Annotated in this window: 17 protein-coding genes and 1 tRNA gene; 13 read left to right on the top strand and 5 right to left on the bottom strand. The window is 39.7% G+C overall.

The genetic code is table 11. From position 1 onward, the window contains the following. Positions 1–39 precede the first annotated feature (39 nt). The 5 genes from SG0102_RS13150 to SG0102_RS13130 all read left to right on the top strand — a co-directional run bounded on the left by SG0102_RS13150 (position 40) and on the right by SG0102_RS13130 (position 8,653). Complete coding sequence (locus tag SG0102_RS13150; protein WP_125120354.1) at positions 40–1,611, top strand: ATP-binding protein; 1,572 nt, start codon at positions 40–42, stop codon at positions 1,609–1,611. 148 nt (positions 1,612–1,759) lie between these two features. Then, on the top strand, positions 1,760–3,844 hold the full coding sequence (pulA, locus tag SG0102_RS13145; protein WP_125120353.1) for a type I pullulanase: 2,085 nt from the start codon (positions 1,760–1,762) through the stop codon (positions 3,842–3,844). A gap of 7 nt (positions 3,845–3,851) precedes the next feature. After that, the gene (pth, locus tag SG0102_RS13140) at positions 3,852–4,418 is read left to right on the top strand and encodes an aminoacyl-tRNA hydrolase (RefSeq protein ID WP_125120352.1); all 567 of its coding nucleotides are present in this window, start codon (positions 3,852–3,854) and stop codon (positions 4,416–4,418) included. Next, complete coding sequence (mfd, locus tag SG0102_RS13135; RefSeq protein WP_125120351.1) at positions 4,419–7,865, top strand: transcription-repair coupling factor; 3,447 nt, start codon at positions 4,419–4,421, stop codon at positions 7,863–7,865. It begins immediately after the preceding gene. Positions 7,866–7,951: 86 nt separating this feature from the next. Further along, a complete protein-coding gene (locus SG0102_RS13130) occupies positions 7,952–8,653 on the top strand; it encodes a hypothetical protein (RefSeq protein ID WP_125120350.1) in 702 nt (233 codons plus the stop codon). Between the two features lie 33 nt (positions 8,654–8,686). Here SG0102_RS13130 and SG0102_RS13125 read toward each other — a convergent pair whose 3' ends face one another. Beyond that, on the bottom strand, positions 8,687–9,133 hold the full coding sequence (locus SG0102_RS13125) for a dUTP diphosphatase (protein WP_125120349.1): 447 nt from the start codon (positions 9,131–9,133) through the stop codon (positions 8,687–8,689). Positions 9,134–9,338: 205 nt separating this feature from the next. On the opposite strand from SG0102_RS13125, the gene SG0102_RS13120 reads away from it, so the two are divergent. The 3 genes from SG0102_RS13120 (at position 9,339) to SG0102_RS13110 (ending at position 11,521) form a co-directional block, all read left to right on the top strand. Continuing rightward, positions 9,339–10,580, top strand: a complete 1,242-nt coding sequence (locus tag SG0102_RS13120) for an ammonium transporter (RefSeq protein WP_125120348.1) — start codon at positions 9,339–9,341, stop codon at positions 10,578–10,580. An 11-nt stretch (positions 10,581–10,591) separates the two neighbouring features. After that, entirely contained in the window at positions 10,592–10,936 is a 345-nt protein-coding gene (locus SG0102_RS13115; protein ID WP_125120347.1) for a P-II family nitrogen regulator, read from the top strand. A gap of 75 nt (positions 10,937–11,011) precedes the next feature. Next, the gene (locus SG0102_RS13110; protein ID WP_125120346.1) at positions 11,012–11,521 is read left to right on the top strand and encodes a hypothetical protein; all 510 of its coding nucleotides are present in this window, start codon (positions 11,012–11,014) and stop codon (positions 11,519–11,521) included. On the opposite strand, the gene SG0102_RS13105 is transcribed toward SG0102_RS13110, so the two are convergent. Next, positions 11,503–12,096, bottom strand: coding sequence for an IMPACT family protein (locus tag SG0102_RS13105; RefSeq protein WP_125120345.1), 594 nt, complete (start codon positions 12,094–12,096; stop codon positions 11,503–11,505). The two genes, SG0102_RS13110 and SG0102_RS13105, sit on opposite strands and share 19 nt — an antisense overlap. Before the next feature lie 90 nt (positions 12,097–12,186). Between SG0102_RS13105 and SG0102_RS13100 the strand changes: the two genes are divergently transcribed. The 3 genes from SG0102_RS13100 to SG0102_RS13090 all read left to right on the top strand — a co-directional run bounded on the left by SG0102_RS13100 (position 12,187) and on the right by SG0102_RS13090 (position 14,665). Next, positions 12,187–13,047, top strand: coding sequence for a DegV family protein (locus SG0102_RS13100; protein ID WP_125120344.1), 861 nt, complete (start codon positions 12,187–12,189; stop codon positions 13,045–13,047). A 30-nt stretch (positions 13,048–13,077) separates the two neighbouring features. Then, positions 13,078–13,839, top strand: coding sequence for a hypothetical protein (locus tag SG0102_RS13095; protein ID WP_125120343.1), 762 nt, complete (start codon positions 13,078–13,080; stop codon positions 13,837–13,839). Between the two features lie 61 nt (positions 13,840–13,900). Next, positions 13,901–14,665 carry a DUF389 domain-containing protein gene (locus tag SG0102_RS13090; RefSeq protein ID WP_125120342.1) on the top strand — a complete coding sequence of 255 codons (765 nt, stop codon included), beginning with the start codon at positions 13,901–13,903 and terminating at the stop codon, positions 14,663–14,665. Here the strand turns inward: SG0102_RS13090 and SG0102_RS13085 are convergent. Then, positions 14,662–14,991: an ArsR/SmtB family transcription factor gene (locus tag SG0102_RS13085; RefSeq protein WP_197715045.1), complete on the bottom strand. Its 330-nt coding sequence runs from the start codon at positions 14,989–14,991 to the stop codon at positions 14,662–14,664. The genes SG0102_RS13090 and SG0102_RS13085 overlap by 4 nt on opposite strands. 127 nt (positions 14,992–15,118) lie before the next feature. Between SG0102_RS13085 and SG0102_RS13080 the strand changes: the two genes are divergently transcribed. Continuing rightward, positions 15,119–15,337 carry a cation transporter gene (locus tag SG0102_RS13080; protein ID WP_125120340.1) on the top strand — a complete coding sequence of 73 codons (219 nt, stop codon included), beginning with the start codon at positions 15,119–15,121 and terminating at the stop codon, positions 15,335–15,337. 33 nt (positions 15,338–15,370) lie between these two features. On the opposite strand, the gene SG0102_RS13075 is transcribed toward SG0102_RS13080, so the two are convergent. Further along, entirely contained in the window at positions 15,371–17,005 is a 1,635-nt protein-coding gene (locus SG0102_RS13075; protein WP_125120339.1) for a peptide ABC transporter substrate-binding protein, read from the bottom strand. Between the two features lie 181 nt (positions 17,006–17,186). Between SG0102_RS13075 and SG0102_RS13070 the strand changes: the two genes are divergently transcribed. After that, positions 17,187–17,930 (top strand): hypothetical protein, encoded by a 744-nt coding sequence (locus SG0102_RS13070; RefSeq protein ID WP_125120338.1) that lies wholly within the window; start codon positions 17,187–17,189, stop codon positions 17,928–17,930. 228 nt (positions 17,931–18,158) lie between these two features. Here the strand turns inward: SG0102_RS13070 and SG0102_RS13065 are convergent. Beyond that, positions 18,159–18,235, bottom strand: a tRNA-His gene (locus SG0102_RS13065). Between the last annotated feature and the right edge of the window lie 25 nt (positions 18,236–18,260).

The raw sequence follows: 18,260 nt of genomic DNA, 5'->3' as shown, positions 1-18,260 counted from the left end.
GAAAGAAACATGGTAGAATCTAAATAAGAGGTGAGACGTATGGATCAGAATAGGTTACCGTTGAATGTTCAATCATTTACTAAATTGAGAACTGAAAATTATATTTATGTTGATAAAACTGAATACATTTGGAATATTATTCATAGATATAATGCTTGTATTCTTAATCGTCCGCGAAGGTTCGGAAAGAGCTTGCTTGTTTCAACTTTAGAGTCCTATTTTAAGGGAGAAAAGGATCTTTTCGAAGGAACTGCTATTGCAAAATTAGAGAAAGATTGGAAGGTTTATCCTGTTATTCGTTTTTCTTTTGCTAGTGGGGAATATAGTGCATTAGATGGATTAAGAAATATCTTAAACAGTGTGTTAGATACCGCAATTGAAGAATATCATTTAGATTTACAAAAAGATTTAAGTGTTGTCGTCAAATTTAGATCTATTCTTAGAGCACTTTACAAAAAAACAGGAAATCGCGTTGTTGTCTTAGTTGATGAGTATGATAAGCCTATGCTTGATAATATGTTTCCCAATAAAGAGTTGGAAGAAAAGAATAGAGAATTATATCGTCAGTTTTTCAGTGCTCTTAAAGATCAGGATGATTATATTCAGTTTGTATTTTTTACTGGTGTTACAAAATTTAATAAAATCTCGATTTTTAGGGACTTAAACCAATTGAAAGATATCTCAATGTTAGAAGATATTAACGGTATTTGTGGTATTACAGAAGATGAGTTATTGAATAATTTTCAACCCGAAATTAACAATTTGGCTCGGAAGCTCAAATTGACAGTGGATGAGTGCAAGAAGAAATTAGCACAAATGTATGATGGATATCGTTTTTCTGAAACAGGAGAAGGTATTTATAATCCAGTGAGCTTGTTTAATTCATTTAATGATGGGCAATTGGGGATGTATTGGTTTGAAACTGGGACACCAACACTTTTAATTAGACAATTACAAAAATCTAATATTGCTATTGAAGATTTTAATGATGGTATCCAGGTTTTACGAACATATTTAATGAACTATCGATCAGATCAAAATGATCTTATTCCGTTATTTTATCAATCTGGTTATTTAACGATTAAAAATTATGACTCAGATCTTGATATTATTACCCTTGCTTTCCCTAATGAAGAGGTTAAAGATGGTTTTCTTAACGTTTTGCTGGATTATGTACTTGGCGATAATGATCAGGTTAAGGGTAATTCAACAATGAATTTTGTGATTGACTTAAAATTGGGGAAAATTGAAAGCTTTATGAATAAACTTCAATCTTTATTTGCGGGTATTCCATATGATCGTAACTCAATGAAATACGAGCATGAATGGCGTGATCAGATTTATATTATTTTTTCGCTGTTAGGGCAAAGGGTATCATGTGAAGTACATTCAGCAAAAGGTAGAGCAGATTGTATTGTGGAAACAGAATCCTTTGTATATATTTTTGAGTTTAAAGTTGATCAAAGTGCTGAATTAGCACTGAAACAAATTGAAGAAAAGAAATATAGTTCTCCTTACAGAAGCGGTTTAAAAAAGATTTATAAGGTTGGTGTCCAATTTTCATCAGTTAATCATAATATCGAAAACTGGATTGCCGTGAAAGATAATTAAAATGAAGGCTTTATTGGTCTTCATTTTCTTATTCTAATGCGCAGTGGTCTTTAAGAGAAAAAGCGTGGATAAAACGTTACTTTAACGAAAAAAATAAAAGTAATTATTGACTATTTGTGTTAGAATACCATAGAAGGAGTGTAAACTTATGCAAAGAGAATCCATTAGGATGTTTGCTTATGCAATATCCTTTGATGAAATCAAGGTTCTTTTATCAAAAAACTACTATAATGGAATTTCCAGCAAGTTTTATTTAAAAGATCTTGAATCAAATGAACATAGATTATTACACGGGGATGCCGGGAATGAAGAAAATGGTTTTAATACCTATTATTTCCGTACCTCTTTTGAAGTAGGAAAGAGCTACCGTATTTCTGACGCTTATGGCTTAACATGCTTTTTAGATTTTTCGATGTTGCCAATGTGTAAGGAATTCGATGAACATTTCTCTTATGATGGAGATGACTTAGGCGCATTCTACACAAAATCTTATACCACTTTTAAGGTTTGGGCACCAACCGCTACAAGCGTTACTTTAAAGTTAAAAAATGAAGAGAGCATTACGCTCTATACCATGAAACGTTTAGATCGCGGGGTTTTCTATACCCGCGTCTATTCGGATCTGGAATTATATGAATATACATATCTTATTTCCAACAATGATATTACAACCGAAACATGCGATCCTTACGCGTTTTCTTCAACATCTAATCAGCGCAGTTCGATCATTGTGGATTTATCAAAATGTCAGCGGAAAACCTATCCGCTGCCGCCGCTGGAAAAGAAAACGGACGCCATTATTTATGAATTGCATGTCCGTGACTTTTCTGTAGATCCTTATGGGGAATTACGTCATAAAGGGAAATTTTTAGCGTTCTGTGAAGAAGGCAATGCGACGATGCTCGGTTATAAGAGCGGGGTCGATTATTTAGCAGATTTAGGCATTACCCATGTCCAGCTGCAGCCAATTAATGATTATGCGACAGTCGATGAAGATCATCCTTATGAACTGTATAACTGGGGTTATGATCCGGCGCAGTATAATGTGACAGAAGGGTCTTATGTCAGTGATCCTAATGATGGCTATCGCCGTATTAATGAATGTATCCATATGATTGAAAGCATTCATAAACATGGCATGAGAGTGATCTTAGATGTGGTCTTTAACCATATGCATGATGTCAATGACAATGCTTTAGAAAAGACTGTTCCTTACTATTTCTTTAGAAGAGATGAAAATGGCAACTTGACGAATGGCTCATGGTGCGGGGATGATTTAAATTCCACTGCTTATATGTGCCGGAAATACATTGTGGCAATGTGTCGCCGCTGGCAGACACTTTATGGCTGCGATGGCTTTAGAATGGACTTAATGGGGATTACCGATATTGATACGGTTAACCTGATTGAAGAGCAGGGCCGCAGTTTAGACCCATCCTTCATGCTTTATGGCGAAGGCTGGAACATGGGGACACTGCCAAATGAACAGAAGGCTATGATTGAAAACAATCGTAAAGTCCCACGCGTTGGTTTCTTTAATGATTTCTTCCGTGATACTGTTCGCGGCAGCAATCAGTTAGAAATCAAAGGCTATACCTCTGGGGATACTTATAAAACGAATGATGCGATTATTACGATGTGTGATTATGGCAAATTCAGTTCGGTGGAACAGTCGATCAACTATGTCGAATGTCATGATAATGCGACAACCTTTGATAAATATTCCATTTGTAACCGTGATGAAGGGGAATCTGCGATCAGACGACGCTGTGAACTCGCCAATATTATGGTCTTATTATCAATGGGAGTACCATTCTTACATGCCGGTCAGGAATTCTTTGACACCAAACATGGGAATGCCAATTCCTATAATGCTGGTGATTCAGTCAATCAGTTTGACTGGGGGCGGCGTGATCAGCACATTGAAAGCATTCATTTAATCAAGGCATTGATCAAATTAAGAAAAGAAAATGCCTGCTTCAGATACAATAACTTTGATGATATGCATGAACATATCCGCATTAACAATATCAATCACCGGATGATTGAATATATCTTAACGCAGGACGAAGGTCCTTATAAGGAATTCAGAATTTATATTAACCCTTCCTTTGATATTATTGGGGTTGATATTGATGATGATTTTGAAATCCTCCATAAAGGCGAAAATGAACGTATTGAAAATCGTCATTTAAATGTTCAGGGCATTTCATTTGCCATTTGTGCAAGATAGGAGTTTTATGAAATTAATCGTTGGATTAGGCAATCCTGGTAAGAAATATGACGGGACCCGTCATAATACCGGCTTTATGTGCCTGGATGCCATCGCTGAAGCCTTCAGCGTCGACATTACCAATAAAAAATTTGATGGTTTATATACCAAATTTAAATATCATGGGGAAGATATCATTTTATTAAAGCCCCAGACGTATATGAATAATTCTGGTCTGTCCGTTATTCAGACGATGAAATATTTTAAAATTGATGTCGATGACTTATTAGTCATCTATGATGATATGGATTTACCAGTAGGGAAACTGCGCTTACGTGAGAGCGGCTCGGCTGGCGGTCATAATGGCGTCAAAAGTATTATTGCCCATGTCGGGACAAAAAACTTTAAACGCATTCGCGTCGGGATCTCTAAGATCCCGCACTGTGATGTGGTGAACTATGTTTTAGGACATTTCTCTCCGGTTGAATATCCGCAGATCAAGGAAGGCATTGACAATTGTGTCAAAGCTGTTGAATGTTATATTGAAAAAGATTTTAACTCTGCATCTAATGTTTTTAATGAGAGGAAAAAATAAATGAATAAAGTACTCGAAGTATTAAAAGACAATCCCGCCCTCAAGCAGATGTTAACGGGTCATGGCGAGATTGTAACGAATGAAGCTAGCGATGAGGCTTATCTCATTGCTAGTGCTTTTTGCTTGCAAAAGCGGACGATGATCATCGTAAAAGAAAACCAGTATCAGGCGTTAACGCTCTATCGTTTATTAAACGAGATGCTGCCAAAGGTTTGTTACTATCCAAGTGATGAATCACTGCGCGTAGAATCCGTTGCTTATTCTTATGAATTACTCGGCGAACGTATTAATGCGATGGCGATGCTAAACAGTGATGAACCATGTATCTGTGTCTGCCATATGCATTCGTTAGTCCGTTATGTTACGCCGCCACGCTTATTTAAGGAGGCCACCATCCATTTAAAAGTCGGCGATATTATTGAACCGCTCACTTTACGGAAACAGTTATTAGATTATGGCTATATCTCTACGCAGCGCGTTGATACGCCTTTTTATATGTCTAAACGCGGGGGCGTTGTCGATGTGTATTCGATTCAGTATGATAACCCGATTCGTATTGAATTTTTTGATGATGAAATTGAATCCATTTCTTTCTTTAATAAAGATACCCAGCGTCGTGAAGAAGCCATTATGGAGGTTGCTCTTTTACCGGCCACGGATATGCTTTACGATCGCAATCAGGTTGATGATGTCATTACCAAAATTCAGTCGTTAAGAGATCAGATGGATCTTGAGGAAAGTATCGCTGAAACTCTTGATGAAAATATCGCGATGGATATGGAATCGCTTAAAGGGGATGACTATAATCCTCGTCTTTATCAGTATATGAATCTTTTTGAAGATGACTGTACCATCTTAGATTATGCAAAAGATCCGCTTATTATTACGGCCAGCTATGAAAAGATTTTAGGCACCTATAAACGCTTCAGTGAAGAAAACTTCTATTATTTCCATGATATCCAAAGTATCGGGGAAATGGTCAAAGGTTTAAAAGTCATTCATGATCCTCAGGTGTTATTAAAAAATAGAGCCATCAATTTTGCTGATTTCAAAGAAAAAGAATCACAGATCGAATTCAAAGCCCAAAGTGTGCAGATCCCGATGATGAATGAAAAGATTTTCCTTTCGACTATCAGGGATTATCTGACTTATGACAAGGTGGTCTTCTGCCTGCAAAGTCAGGAACAAGTCCGTCATCTGATTCGCTTATTTGATGATCAGGGCATGAAATATACCCTCATTGGCAATGATGATCATATTTATGATGGTATCAACATCTTTGTCGGCAATTTAGCGATTGGGATTGAATTTGTCGATGAACGCGTTGTCTTTATTACAGCTCATGAATTATTCAAAGCCAGTGACACGAAAAAAGGCTATGTCCGTTATAAAGATGCCAAAGTTATTCATGATTATAATGAATTGAATGTCGGTGACTATGTCGTTCATGATACCAACGGGATCGGTCAGTATATGGGGATTAAGACTTTGGAAGTCAAAGGTGTTCATAAGGATTTCTTATATATTGCCTATGCCGGCAATGATGTTTTATATGTTCCTGTGGAAAACTTCCAGATGATTCGGAAATATTCCTCACGGGAAGGGCGCGTACCGAAAATTCATTCTTTAGGTTCAACCAAGTGGCAGAAAGAAAAAGCCCGCGTTCGCGCGAAAGTTGATGGCTTAGCGGATGATCTCATTGCCCTCTATGCCCAGCGCATGGCGCAGCCTGGCTTCGCCTTTGCGAAAGATAATGAGATTCAGAAAGAATTTGAAGATGAATTTGGTTATGATTTAACACCAGATCAGGAACGCGCCGTCAAAGAAATCAAAGCCGATATGGAAAGTCCGCGGCCAATGGACCGCTTACTTTGCGGCGATGTTGGTTTTGGGAAAACAGAAGTGGCTTTGCGCGCTTGCTTTAAAGCCATTTTATCCGGCAAGCAGTGTGCCTTCTTATGTCCGACAACGATTCTTTCCGCCCAGCATTATCGGACGATGGAAAAACGTTTTGCGCATTTTCCAGTCCGTTTTGCCCTCCTCAATCGTTTTACGTCGGTCAAAGAACGTAAACAGATCCTGAGTGATTTGGCGGAAGGCAAGTTAGATATGATTGTGGGGACCCATCGTATTTTATCGAAAGATGTCAAGTTTAAAGATTTAGGCTTATTATGTATCGATGAAGAGCAGCGCTTTGGTGTGCGTCAAAAAGAAAAGATCAAAGAATATCGTAAGACCATTGATGTTTTGACCTTAACGGCAACGCCAATTCCAAGAACGCTGCAGATGTCTTTGATGGGTGTCCGTGGCTTATCACAGATCGAAACCCCGCCAAGAAACCGGATGCCGGTTCAGACCTATGTCTCAGAGCGCAGCGATCCCCTTATTAAACAGGTCATTGAGCGAGAATTAGCGCGTGATGGACAGGTCTTCTATCTCCACAATAAAACGGAAACGATTCAGGAAACAGCGAATCATATTCAGGCCTTATGCCCGGATGCCCGCATTGCCATCGGTCATGGGAAAATGGATAAAGATCACTTAGAACGAGTGATGCAGTCGTTTATTGATCATGAATTTGATATTCTCGTTTGTACGACGATTATTGAAACGGGGATTGATATTCCTAATGCTAATACGATCGTTATTGAAGATGCTGATCATTTCGGCTTAGCTCAGCTTTATCAGATTAAAGGTCGTGTTGGCCGCAGCTCGCGTATTGCCTATGCTTACTTACTCTATCGTAAACAAAAGAATTTAACCGAAGAAGCCGCTAAACGTCTTAAAGCGATCAAAGAATTTACGCAGTTGGGTTCTGGTTATAAGATTGCCATGAAAGACTTATCCATCCGCGGCAGCGGGGATATCTTAGGCGGTGAGCAGGCGGGCTTTATCGATACCGTTGGTTTTGATATGTATATGAAGATCCTGCAGGAAGCGATTGATGAAAAGCAGGGGAAGAAAGAGGAAGAAAAAGAAGCCCCAGCAACGAATGTCAAAGTGGATGGTTATATTCCGGAAAACTATTTAGAGAGTGATATGGAAAAACTGGAACTTTATCAGCGTATTTATCATGCCAATAAACTTTCACAGCTGCGGGAAGTGCAATCGGAACTGAAAGACCTTTATGGGGAATTACCACATGAAGTGGCAAATATTGTATCTAAACGTCATTTTGAAATCTTAGCGAGTGATCGCATCGTCGATCATGTCGACGATGGGCCAAAAGGCTTAAAGATTACTTTTAGTCCCAACTATACTGCCCATGCCGATGGTGAGCTGCTCTTTAGCTTATCGACACGCTTGTTCCAGAAGAAAGCCAAATTATCTTTCGATGATGGAGCCTTATCGATTATTATTCAGGATGATAGTCATACCATCGACTATGCAAGTGAATTCTTAACGGAACTCATTCGCCAGAGCGATCCGCAAATGTTAGAAAGATAGTCATGAAACTTTAAAAAATATTAAATATGCCTTTTTAATGAGACTTTTTTGTGATATATTGTACGTAGAGAAAGAAGGGAAGTCTCATGGGTAAGAAGTACATGACATTGAAAAATGCCTTAAGTTATATATTATTAACGACAATGGTCATTTCAGCGGCCGTATTCTTTATGCCGGTAGCGGCAGAAAGCAGTGATCCAGCCTCTTATGATACTGCCTCGCAGCTTAGCGTCGATACAAGTGATCAGCTGAAAGATAGTGCGGATTCGCTTGTGCAAAAAGTGGATACAGACACTAAAGATACGGGTGATCAACAGGGCAAAGTGCAGGATAGCGCTGATGAACTTGTGAAAGATACCAGTGATCAGATCAAAAAGAAAACCGTTAAAGAAGAAGGCGGAATGGAGAAGTATGATCCAATTGACGGCGTAGCGCCAAGTCAGGAAGATGAAGCGCAAGAAGAAAGCGTGGAGGAAGATGAACCTGTCGAGGCCCCTGCTAAAAGCGTCACCGAGAAAAAAGAGAGTCAGCCTCGTTATGCGAAAAAAGCGGTCAAAGCAGCGCCTATCAAGAAAAGCGTGACAGCACCTAAGAAGATAAAAACAGTGACAAAAAAGAAAACAAAAAAGAAAAGTAAACCAGCAACGCAGACCAAGACAGTAGAAAAGGTCAGGAATCAGAAGTATGAAAGCCGTTATGATTCACCAACTCGTTACATTGTCGGCGCGATTGCAGTAGTTAGCGGGATTGGTTTCTTAATTGTCCAAAGATTAAAGCGAAAAGCATAAGAAAAAGAAGTGATCAAAAAAGGTCACTTCTTTTTATTCGTAAGAATCAATGATTTCTTCGAGGGAAATCCCTAAACGGAATCCTAAATGGAAATAGTCATCTAATAAATCCTGATAAACAATTGGATCAAAGGTATTTTTTAAGATGACGACCTGCTGGTAAATGGTGAACATCAGATCATCCAAAGGGATATTTTCGGGTATTTCCTGGGTGGTTTTGACAGCGTCAATGCGCATTTCATAACCGATGCTCATAAGCATAGAGATCCCTTCGACATAGGTTTCTAAAAGGTCTTCATGAACGATTTGGGTTTCTTTTTCCCAGAAGGTAAAAATGTGGGCAAGTTCACCGACCTGAGCAACATCGGATGTGAATGCTAAAAGCTTGGCTTTGATTCGTTTGGTATCAAGCACCTGATTCTTCGCAATGGCGATTTCCCGATTTAATACGAGCTGATAGAGTTTTGCTAAATCATACATATAAAACACCTCTCTTTCTTTTTATTATAGTCAATAAAATGAACTATGGTTGAATTATCACGCTTTTCTTTAGAAATTTATCATTGTAAATATCGTATAATCCCTAATAGATGATAAATTATTATAAAAATAATAAATTGTACTTGATAACGTGATAGAAAAGTTATATAGTAATAACAACTTATCAATATAGGGGGATGGAAATATGATTGATACAGGATCGACTGCGTTTATTATGATCTGCGCAGCTCTGGTGTTCTTCATGACGCCAGGTTTAGCCTTCTTTTATGGAGGCATGGTAAGACGAAAGAATGTCGTCAATACGATGATGAGTTCTTTCTTTATTATCGGTTTAGCAACCGTAATGTGGTTCGCTTTTGGCTATGCCTTAGCCTTTGGCGGTAATCATGCCGGCATTATTGGCGGCAGCAAGTGGTTTTTCCTCAATGGGGTAGGCATGAAGGCAGGACCTTATGCCAAAGGTATTCCAAATCTGGTTTATTGTGCTTTCCAGATGATGTTTGCCATTATTACACCGGCTTTAATTACTGGCGCCGTCGCTGGGCGTATGCGTTTTAAAGCTTTATTCTTTTTCATTTTATTCTGGTCTTTACTTGTTTATTATCCTTTAGCCCATATGGTTTGGGGCGAAGGCGGCTTTTTAGCGGCCATCGGCAGTGTTGATTTTGCGGGCGGGAACGTTGTGCATATCAGTTCTGGGATCTCCGCTTTGGTCCTTTGCCTGATTCTTGGTAAACGTAAAGATTACAGTTATGCCTCTTATCGTGTTCACAACATTCCATTTATCGCTTTAGGGGCAGCCATCTTAAACTTTGGCTGGTTCGGTTTCAATGCCGGCAGCGCTTTAGCCGCTAACGGTTTAGCAGCGCAGGCTTTCATGACATCCGCTGTGTCAGCGGCATGCGCTTTGATGACCTGGATGCTGATGGATGTGATCGTAAATGGCAAACCAACATTAATCGGCGCTTCTACCGGGATGGTTATCGGTTTAGTGGCCATTACCCCAGGGGCTGGTTTTGTCCCAGTCTGGGCTTCTGCTATTATCGGTGGTCTGGCTTCACCAATCTGTTATTTCATGGTTTCTGTTGTGAAGAAACGTTTTGGTTATGATGATGCTTTAGATGCCTTCGGCTGTCATGGCGTAGGCGGAATCTTTGGCGGTCTGATGACGGGGGTCTTTGGCAGTCAGGCAATTAACCCAGCCTTACGCTGGAATGGTTTAATCTTCGGTAATGTCCATCTATTTGGCGCGCAAGTCCTCGCCATCTTAGTCACGATTGCTGTGGCTATTGTCGGCACCCTCATTTGTGTCTTCTTAGTCAAACTGATAACACCATTACGTGTGGAAAGCCGCGATGAAGCGATCGGTCTGGATCGCGCTGAGCATGATGAAGTCGCTTATCCATCATTCAATGGTTTAGACTAGGAGGGAAGACAATGATTAAAATTGAAGCGATTGTCCGCGAAGAAAAATTCGAGGATGTCAAAGAAGCATTAAATAAAATTGATGTTCATGGTATTACTGTTTATCAGGTCATGGGCTGCGGGATGCAGAAAGGACGCACGGAAATGGTGCGTGGTCAGAAAATTGATATTATGATGCGTCCAAAAATCAAATTAGAGATTTATGTCAGTGATGAAAAATGGGAAGAAAAAACCATCAAAGCCATTCAAAAATCAGCTTATACCGGGGAGATCGGTGATGGGAAAATCGTCTCTTATGATTTAAAGAATGTGGTGCGTATTCGTACCGGGGAAACCGGCACGGATGCCTTGAATTAATCGGTGTGTTTAACACCGATTTTTCTTTTCCTGACCATAAGATCGTTTTATAATGGTTTGGGAGGATTTTGAAATATGGAAGAAATGGAATTACAGGCGCGCTTATCTCCGTATGTGGAACGTTTAGCGAGTAAGGATGTATTGGCGATACTCTTACAGGAGCTTATCATCCGCAGTCGGGACTTAGCGGCGATCAAACAGGATTTAGGGCCTTTGGATGTTTTAAACGTGCCAGTGCACGATTATCTGGAAATGATGATGCATCATGAACAGATTATGCATGGTATTATGACAACGTATGATGATGGCAAACAGGAAATCCTCATTGATGTGGAAGTCGAGGATGCCAATTTAAAAGTCAATACCATCAGTGAAAAAGCGCTTCGTTATCGCTGTGTTTTATCAGCGGAGAAGCGCTTGGTGATGGTTATCTTTATTGTTTTGAATACCCCGTATGTGCAGGGACGGATTATCCCTCATCCGGAAAGTGATGCCATCGAAATTGATTTGCCTTACTTAAATGGTCATGGCTTTTTATACAATCGTCTGATTCGGCGACTGTGCCATTATTTAACGGACATATAGTCCATACCACAATTTTCAAAGGTGAAAGTATTGTTAGTCAAATCTTTTAATTCGTCTAAAAAACCTTCATCTGGTAAAAATAAAGTATAGTGGACCTGTGTATCATAAGTTGTATCAAGAAGCGTATAACCTCTGGCCTTGATCAGGTAATCCACCTTTTTCGCATAATGATAATCAATGTCGAGGCGGTATTTTTTGACGAGCTCCTTCTCGACGATTTCCGCTTCTTTGAGCGCTTCCGCCACGGCATTGGTATAAGCGCGGGTTAATCCGCCAGCGCCTAATTTAATCCCGCCAAAGTAACGCGTAACAATGGCAATTATATTGGATAAACCTTGTCTTTTTAAGACGTTCAGCATCGGCAGTCCGGCTGTGCCGCTCGGTTCGCCATCATCATTGGCCTTCTCATGAGGACCGATAATATAAGCCACGCAGTTATGTGTTGCATCCGTTTTTGCAAAGTCTTTGATCAGATCATCAGCTTCATCAAGATCGTTGCAGGGGATGAGAGTGGTGATAAATTCAGATTTTTTGATAATGAGTGTATGAGTTGTTATTGTTTTAATAGATTTCATACTTTCATATTATAGTGTTCTTAAGAATTTGTCAAAAAAGTAAAATTGATTTATAATAGGGAAAGAAAAAAACGATGAGGAGTGCTTAAAATGAGCAAAGTAGCTGTATTAGCGGACAGCGGCTGTCAAATTGAGATTCAGGGCGATCATCCTGGTATCTATATTGCACCGCTGACGATCACAATGAATAATAAAACATATTTAGATCAGTTAGAGATTCAGTCTCTGGACGTTTTTAAAGCCATGGAACAGGATGAAAAACTGATGGTACAGACATCCCAGCCGAGTACTGGTGAACTTGTGAAAACACTGGAGCAAATTAAGGCGGATGGTTATGACGAAGTCATTGGCATTCCGATTGCGACGGGTTTATCTTCTACTCTCAATGGGATGAAAGTGGCTGCCGATATGGTTGGTTTGCCAATCACCTTAGTGGATTCAAAGGGAACGGCCAGAGAACAGCGAGAATTAGTTTTAACTGCCCATTCACTGCTAGAGAAAGGGAAGCAGATCGATGAAGTTGTACCGGTTTTAGAAGATATGATCGCTCATTCAGGAACCATTATTATGGTGCCTAACTTGGAACACTTAAAACGCGGGGGTCGTATAACACCGGCTGTCGCTCGTTTAGCGGGACTGTTAAAGATTGTCCCAGTTATGGAATTAAATTATGAATTAGGCGGTAAAATTGACTCTTTAGCCAAAGTGCGGACACTCAAAAAGGCCACCCGCAAATTAGCGGATCGCGCGATTGAAAAAGGAGCCAATGCGGCGAACTATAAGTTTGCCATCGAACATGTCTTATGTGAAGAAAGTGCTCTGGAACTGAAAGCGTATCTAGAATCAAAAATAGGGGCATGTGATGTCTTAGTGCGGGAACTGCCAGCAGTGGTTGGCGCCCATATGGGCATTGGCGGTGTCGGCTTACAGTTCGTCAAATCAGAGGGATAGTGTTATCCCTTTTTTTAATAAGAGGTCATTATGAGAAAAAATCAGATTATTATCGATGATCAGGGAGAAGAAAGCCTGATCAAATATACCTTTACTTATCAGGGACACACTTACGTTGCGGCATCATCTCATCCTTATCAGAAGGATGTTTATTTTCGGGAGATTCTTCGTGATCATGGACGTGTGATCTTCGATTATTTATCAACGGAAGATAAAAAGATCATTCCTGATATTTATCGTCAGATTGAAAAGAGTCATCCTTTATCCGATGGTGAACATTATGCCGTTGAAGAGCGTATTCAAGTGCATGATCCTTTGATCCTTAAAGATGAAATTGCCTTTTCAGCGAGGGAAATGGCGACCCATATGATCATCAGTATGATCATGACTGCTTTTTTTGCTTTTCTCGCAGTCGATAACATGCTGATGACAACAGCGATTGACAATACCTTGCCAGTAAAACTGATGATGATTGTTTTAAGCGGTGTTTTCTGCGCCATCAACTATTATGATTTAACAATCTTAGGCGATCGCCGCGGCTTTATATACTTTATGTATGGGCAGGCCGCTTTGTTAGTGCCTTATCTGTTTTTAACGGATGTCACGACAAAGATCGGGGTCTTCGCTTACTATGCGATTATGATTGTTTATACGATTTACTTAGGCATCAAAAAAGGTGGTCGCCGTTATGTTTATGAGAGCGAGCCGCTTTCTGCAGTGCTTTTTATCGCTTTGATCTTTGCGATGATCAGTGTGGGCATCGTCAGTGCGATCCTTATTCTTGGTTTATAAATATTGCAAAATGAAATGAATTATGCTATAGTCTCTCAAAACAAAAAAGGGGAGAGAGACTATGATAAATAAACATGAATCATTTTCTGCTTTGTTGAAACATATGTTTTCTATTTCAGAAGACACGGCTTCACATAATGAAATTCGTGAACGTCTTTTATCTGGCGGAAAGATTAGCGGCACCAATATGGTCATTATGATCTGTGCCATCTTAATTGCATCAGTCGGCTTAAATACTGATAGCGTTGCGGTTATTATCGGGGCCATGTTAGTATCACCATTAATGGGAACTATTTTAGCGATTGCTTATGGAACGGCTTCTGCCAACATTGAAATTCCTCGTAAGTTTGGGATTGGCTTTGCTTTTCAGATTATTGTCAGTGTGGCGACAGCGACGCTTTATTTCTTAATTTCCCCAGAGAAAACGGCAACGGCGCAGATTCTAGCGCGTACGCAGCCATCATTCTTTGATGTTATTATTGCCAGTGCTGGGGGCATTGCTGGGATTATCGGACAGACGCGACAGGATAAAGCCAACAACATTATTCCTGGGGTGGCGATTGCGACCGCTTTAATGCCGCCGCTTTGTACTTGCGGCTATTCAATTGCCAATGGACAGTGGGCAATGTTAGCGGGAGCCTTCTATTTATTTATGGTGAATGCGTACTTTATCTTCTTCTCGGCAGATATTGTCTTAACGGTTTTACAGATTCCAAAGGTGCAGGAATTAACCCCTGAGCAGTGGTTAGTGCGTAAACATAAGATGGTCCGCAATGCGATCATTATGATCATTCCGACAATTTTATTGGGTTATTTTGTTTACTAGGATGCTTCGGCATCCTTTTCGTTTGGGCAAGTCATCTCTTCAATATCTTCAATCATATGATGAAGTGCCTGCGTAACTTCACTGTTTGTAGCCTGATAATACATTTCTTTGCCCTGACGATGACTTTCAATCAGTTTCGCTGATTTTAAAAGACGTAAATGATGAGAAACGGCTGGTGAAGACATCTCCATGACTCTGGCAATACCTTGGACATTATCGCAGGTATGACAAAGATAGAGAAAAATGCGCAAACGCGTGGGGTCACCAAGCTGTTTAAAAACATCCGCTAAAGAGGATGCATCGGATAGATTGAGTAAATGGTTCATGATAAAATTCCTTTCTTTTTTCATTGTATCATGAATGCAAACTTATTGACATGACTACTGTTTAAGCGTAAGATGAAAGTAGATAATTAAACAAATGCTTAATCGTTGCAATGAGAGGAGAATGATTATGAAAAAACGTTATAAGATTGATGTCGACTGTGCCAACTGTGCCAATAAAATGGAAGTAGAAGCGAAGAAAACTGAAGGCGTGAAAGATGCTGTTGTCAACTTCATGACTTTAAAGATGATTGTGGACTTCGAAGATGGTGCTGATCCTAAAGAAGTTATGCCACGGGTTTTAGAAAACTGTAAAAAAGTAGAATCTGACTGTCAGATTTTCTTCTAAAAGAAAGGAGCATCGCGTTGGCGATGCTCGTTTTTATTTTACTTGAACGTATGTAAAGGTATAAGGTGAACTTAAAGCCATCTTATAAATCAGACCGCTGGTCTTAGGATTCTGTAATGCGGCAGCACCTTTCTGGAATAATGGAATGAATGCATAATCTTTCATTTCAATCTTTTCTGCTTTTAATAAGTCGTTCCAGCGTTTGTAAGCATCAGACTCTTTCTGAGCTGCTTTCATTGCTGCATCAAACTTCGGATTATTGTATTTTCCTCGGTTGTTAGAGTTATTTGATAAACCTAAGTTTAAATAAGTCGTTGGATCGCTATAATCAGGTCCCCAGTGCTGGAGAGCGATGTCATACTGTGAAGCATCCTGTTTCTGAATACGTCCCTGACGGGTTGACGCTTTGACGTCTACTTTTAAGCCTTTTAACTGAGAAAAAGCATGCTGGAGATATTCTGCAACGGTATTTTCTGGTGATTCATCAGTCCCGTATAAGATTTCTAAGGAAGCGGATTTCATGCCTAATTCCTTCAAGCCTTTGTCGAAGAGTGACTGGGCTTTCTTTAAGTCATAAGCCACATAGTTACCAGATTCCTTACGGAAATCTTCATGTGTTTTTGGATTGTAGGCAATCGTTCGGCCAACCATTCCGCCGATTGGCTGAGAACCATCTTTTAAGACGTTTGAAGTAAAGTCTTTACGGTTAATGGCATAGCTTAAAGCGGCACGAATGTTTTTATTGGCTAACAGTTTTTTCTTGAAGTTGATATTGATGTAGTAAACATAACCCTGCGCAAACTGCGTGTAAGCTTTGTTAGATTTATATTTATCGACTAACGATGAGTTAATCGTCGCAAAATCTACTTTTTCAGCTTCAAAGTTAGCGGCGGAAGTTTTCGGATCCTGGTTGAGATACATCGTTAAATTGTCAATCTTCACATCTTTCTTATCATAGTAGTTGTTGTTTTTCTTAAAGGTGATTTTGCTTGATTTCACCCAGTTTGTGGCCTGGAAAGCTCCGCAAGTTAAAAGATGTTTAGCATCGGTCGCAAAAGACTTGCCCCATTTCGTAATATATTTTTCACTTTGTGGATAGAAACATGAGAATGTCATGATATCTAAGAAATAAGAACAAGGTCTTTCCAAAGTGACTTTCACTGTCTTATCATCTGGGGCTGATATGCCTAAAGTGGCTAACTGTTTCTTGGTGGCTTTGGTCCCTAGTTCGACAAGTTTGTCGGCATTTTTAATACCCGCTCCATCACTCGAGAACATATAGGCATATTCACTGGCCTGACCAAGGGCGCGACGCCATGAATAAACAAAGTCCTGAGCTTTTAATGGGGTGGTTTTACCATCAGGATCAGTCCATTTTAAATTGTCTCGCAGGGTGAAGGTGTAGACTTTACGGTTTTTGCTGAGCTTGTAAGATTTCGCTAACCCAGCTACGGTATCTCCTTTCTTGCCAACTGCCATTAATCCTTCATTCGTGGCATGCAGGGCATTCATTGATGTCGGATCAGTCGCAAAGGCGCTGTCCATGGTGGTGATATCCTGATCAGCCGCAAAACGGTACGTTTTCGTAGCGGATGACGATGTGGAACTGCCACATCCCGCTAACATTGCGGTTGAGAGAATGATCGCAGTAAGATTTCTCTTCTTCATAGTGTGTCCTCCTTTATTGTACCCATAATTTAATTATGTGCTTTTTTGAAATGATGTCAATATTTGTGGTAATGGAATGTCTCTTTATAGCCTATTTAGCTGGCTATTAGACATTTTCTAAAATTTGGATAGTTTCCTTTTTACAAATAATAGGTATAATGGTAGGGAAAGTGAGGCAGTTATGAAAAAGTTTATACACATTCTGATGACATTAGGATTATGTTTAGCCTTAAGCGGCTGTATGAAATATAAAATGCAAGTGAACGTTGATTCTCAAGGGAAAAATACGACGGATCTTAAGATTATGTTTTCCGAGGATTTTATTAAAAACTATTTAAAGTCGACCAATGATCAGGTGATCAGTTCTTTTAAGACCTCTTTGGCGAAGTCTTCGAAGAATGCGAAGATCTCAGCAGTGGAGAAAACATATCAGGGCGTCAAATATATTGGGGTCGAATCCAAGGCTTCAAACAGTGCGATGATTAAAGGGATAGTGAAAGACGGGATCGTAAAAGTGACTATTCCGGTTGATAAGATTACCAATTCATTAACGAGCAGCGGTTTAGATACATCAACTTTATCGAATAAAAACTATACCTATCAGTCGTTAGAAGCGGCTGGTGTGGAAGTGAGTATGAGTGTGACGATGCCACAAAAAGCCACGAGTAATGTCGGCAGTGTCAAAGATAAAACGGTTAAGATTGATTTATTAAAAGAAATGATGAAACCGAAAAATAAACGCATCAATACAATTACCATTACCAGCAAAGCTCACGATTATACATATCTCTATTACATCGGTGGAGTGATTGGGGTAGCGGCGCTGATTTTTGTTTGCGTAAAGCTGCGTAAGAAAGATGCGTCTCAAGATGAAACATCAAATGAGCAGGAATCTGAAACATTGGATCAGGAAAAAGAAGCATAATGATAAAGGGTGCCAGCAGATGGGCATCCTTATTTTTCTGTAAATAAAAAAGTGCGAAGGGGAATTCGCACTTCGTGCCTTAAGGCACATTTCTTGGGGAAAATTAATATGATGATCGGAATCTCTTCCGATGATTACACTATAAAGAAGATTTATGACTTTTATATGAACGAAAAGAAAAGATAAAGAAAAAAGATCTCAAATACATGAGATCTTGAGTCCTCTAAATGGGGCGGCTAGTCAGGATCGAACTGACGAAATGCCGGAGCCACAATCCGGTGTGTTAACCGCTTCACCATAACCGCCATATTTGGGACAAGACTGAGTATA

The sequence above is a fragment of the Intestinibaculum porci genome (assembly GCF_003925875.1).
GTDB lineage: Bacteria > Bacillota_I > Bacilli_A > Erysipelotrichales > Coprobacillaceae > Intestinibaculum > Intestinibaculum porci.
The sequence above is the reverse complement of the archived record's forward strand: the minus strand, read 5'-3'. Positions and strand labels throughout refer to the sequence as shown.

Coding starts and splice junctions, on each gene's coding strand:
- SG0102_RS13150 (WP_125120354.1), top strand. CDS start 40: ATGGATCAGAATAGGTTACCGTTGAATGTTCAATCATTTACTAAATTG.
- pulA (WP_125120353.1), top strand. CDS start 1,760: ATGCAAAGAGAATCCATTAGGATGTTTGCTTATGCAATATCCTTTGAT.
- pth (WP_125120352.1), top strand. CDS start 3,852: ATGAAATTAATCGTTGGATTAGGCAATCCTGGTAAGAAATATGACGGG.
- mfd (WP_125120351.1), top strand. CDS start 4,419: ATGAATAAAGTACTCGAAGTATTAAAAGACAATCCCGCCCTCAAGCAG.
- SG0102_RS13130 (WP_125120350.1), top strand. CDS start 7,952: ATGGGTAAGAAGTACATGACATTGAAAAATGCCTTAAGTTATATATTA.
- SG0102_RS13125 (WP_125120349.1), bottom strand. CDS start 9,133: ATGTATGATTTAGCAAAACTCTATCAGCTCGTATTAAATCGGGAAATC.
- SG0102_RS13120 (WP_125120348.1), top strand. CDS start 9,339: ATGATTGATACAGGATCGACTGCGTTTATTATGATCTGCGCAGCTCTG.
- SG0102_RS13115 (WP_125120347.1), top strand. CDS start 10,592: ATGATTAAAATTGAAGCGATTGTCCGCGAAGAAAAATTCGAGGATGTC.
- SG0102_RS13110 (WP_125120346.1), top strand. CDS start 11,012: ATGGAAGAAATGGAATTACAGGCGCGCTTATCTCCGTATGTGGAACGT.
- SG0102_RS13105 (WP_125120345.1), bottom strand. CDS start 12,096: ATGAAATCTATTAAAACAATAACAACTCATACACTCATTATCAAAAAA.
- SG0102_RS13100 (WP_125120344.1), top strand. CDS start 12,187: ATGAGCAAAGTAGCTGTATTAGCGGACAGCGGCTGTCAAATTGAGATT.
- SG0102_RS13095 (WP_125120343.1), top strand. CDS start 13,078: ATGAGAAAAAATCAGATTATTATCGATGATCAGGGAGAAGAAAGCCTG.
- SG0102_RS13090 (WP_125120342.1), top strand. CDS start 13,901: ATGATAAATAAACATGAATCATTTTCTGCTTTGTTGAAACATATGTTT.
- SG0102_RS13085 (WP_197715045.1), bottom strand. CDS start 14,991: ATGAACCATTTACTCAATCTATCCGATGCATCCTCTTTAGCGGATGTT.
- SG0102_RS13080 (WP_125120340.1), top strand. CDS start 15,119: ATGAAAAAACGTTATAAGATTGATGTCGACTGTGCCAACTGTGCCAAT.
- SG0102_RS13075 (WP_125120339.1), bottom strand. CDS start 17,005: ATGAAGAAGAGAAATCTTACTGCGATCATTCTCTCAACCGCAATGTTA.
- SG0102_RS13070 (WP_125120338.1), top strand. CDS start 17,187: ATGAAAAAGTTTATACACATTCTGATGACATTAGGATTATGTTTAGCC.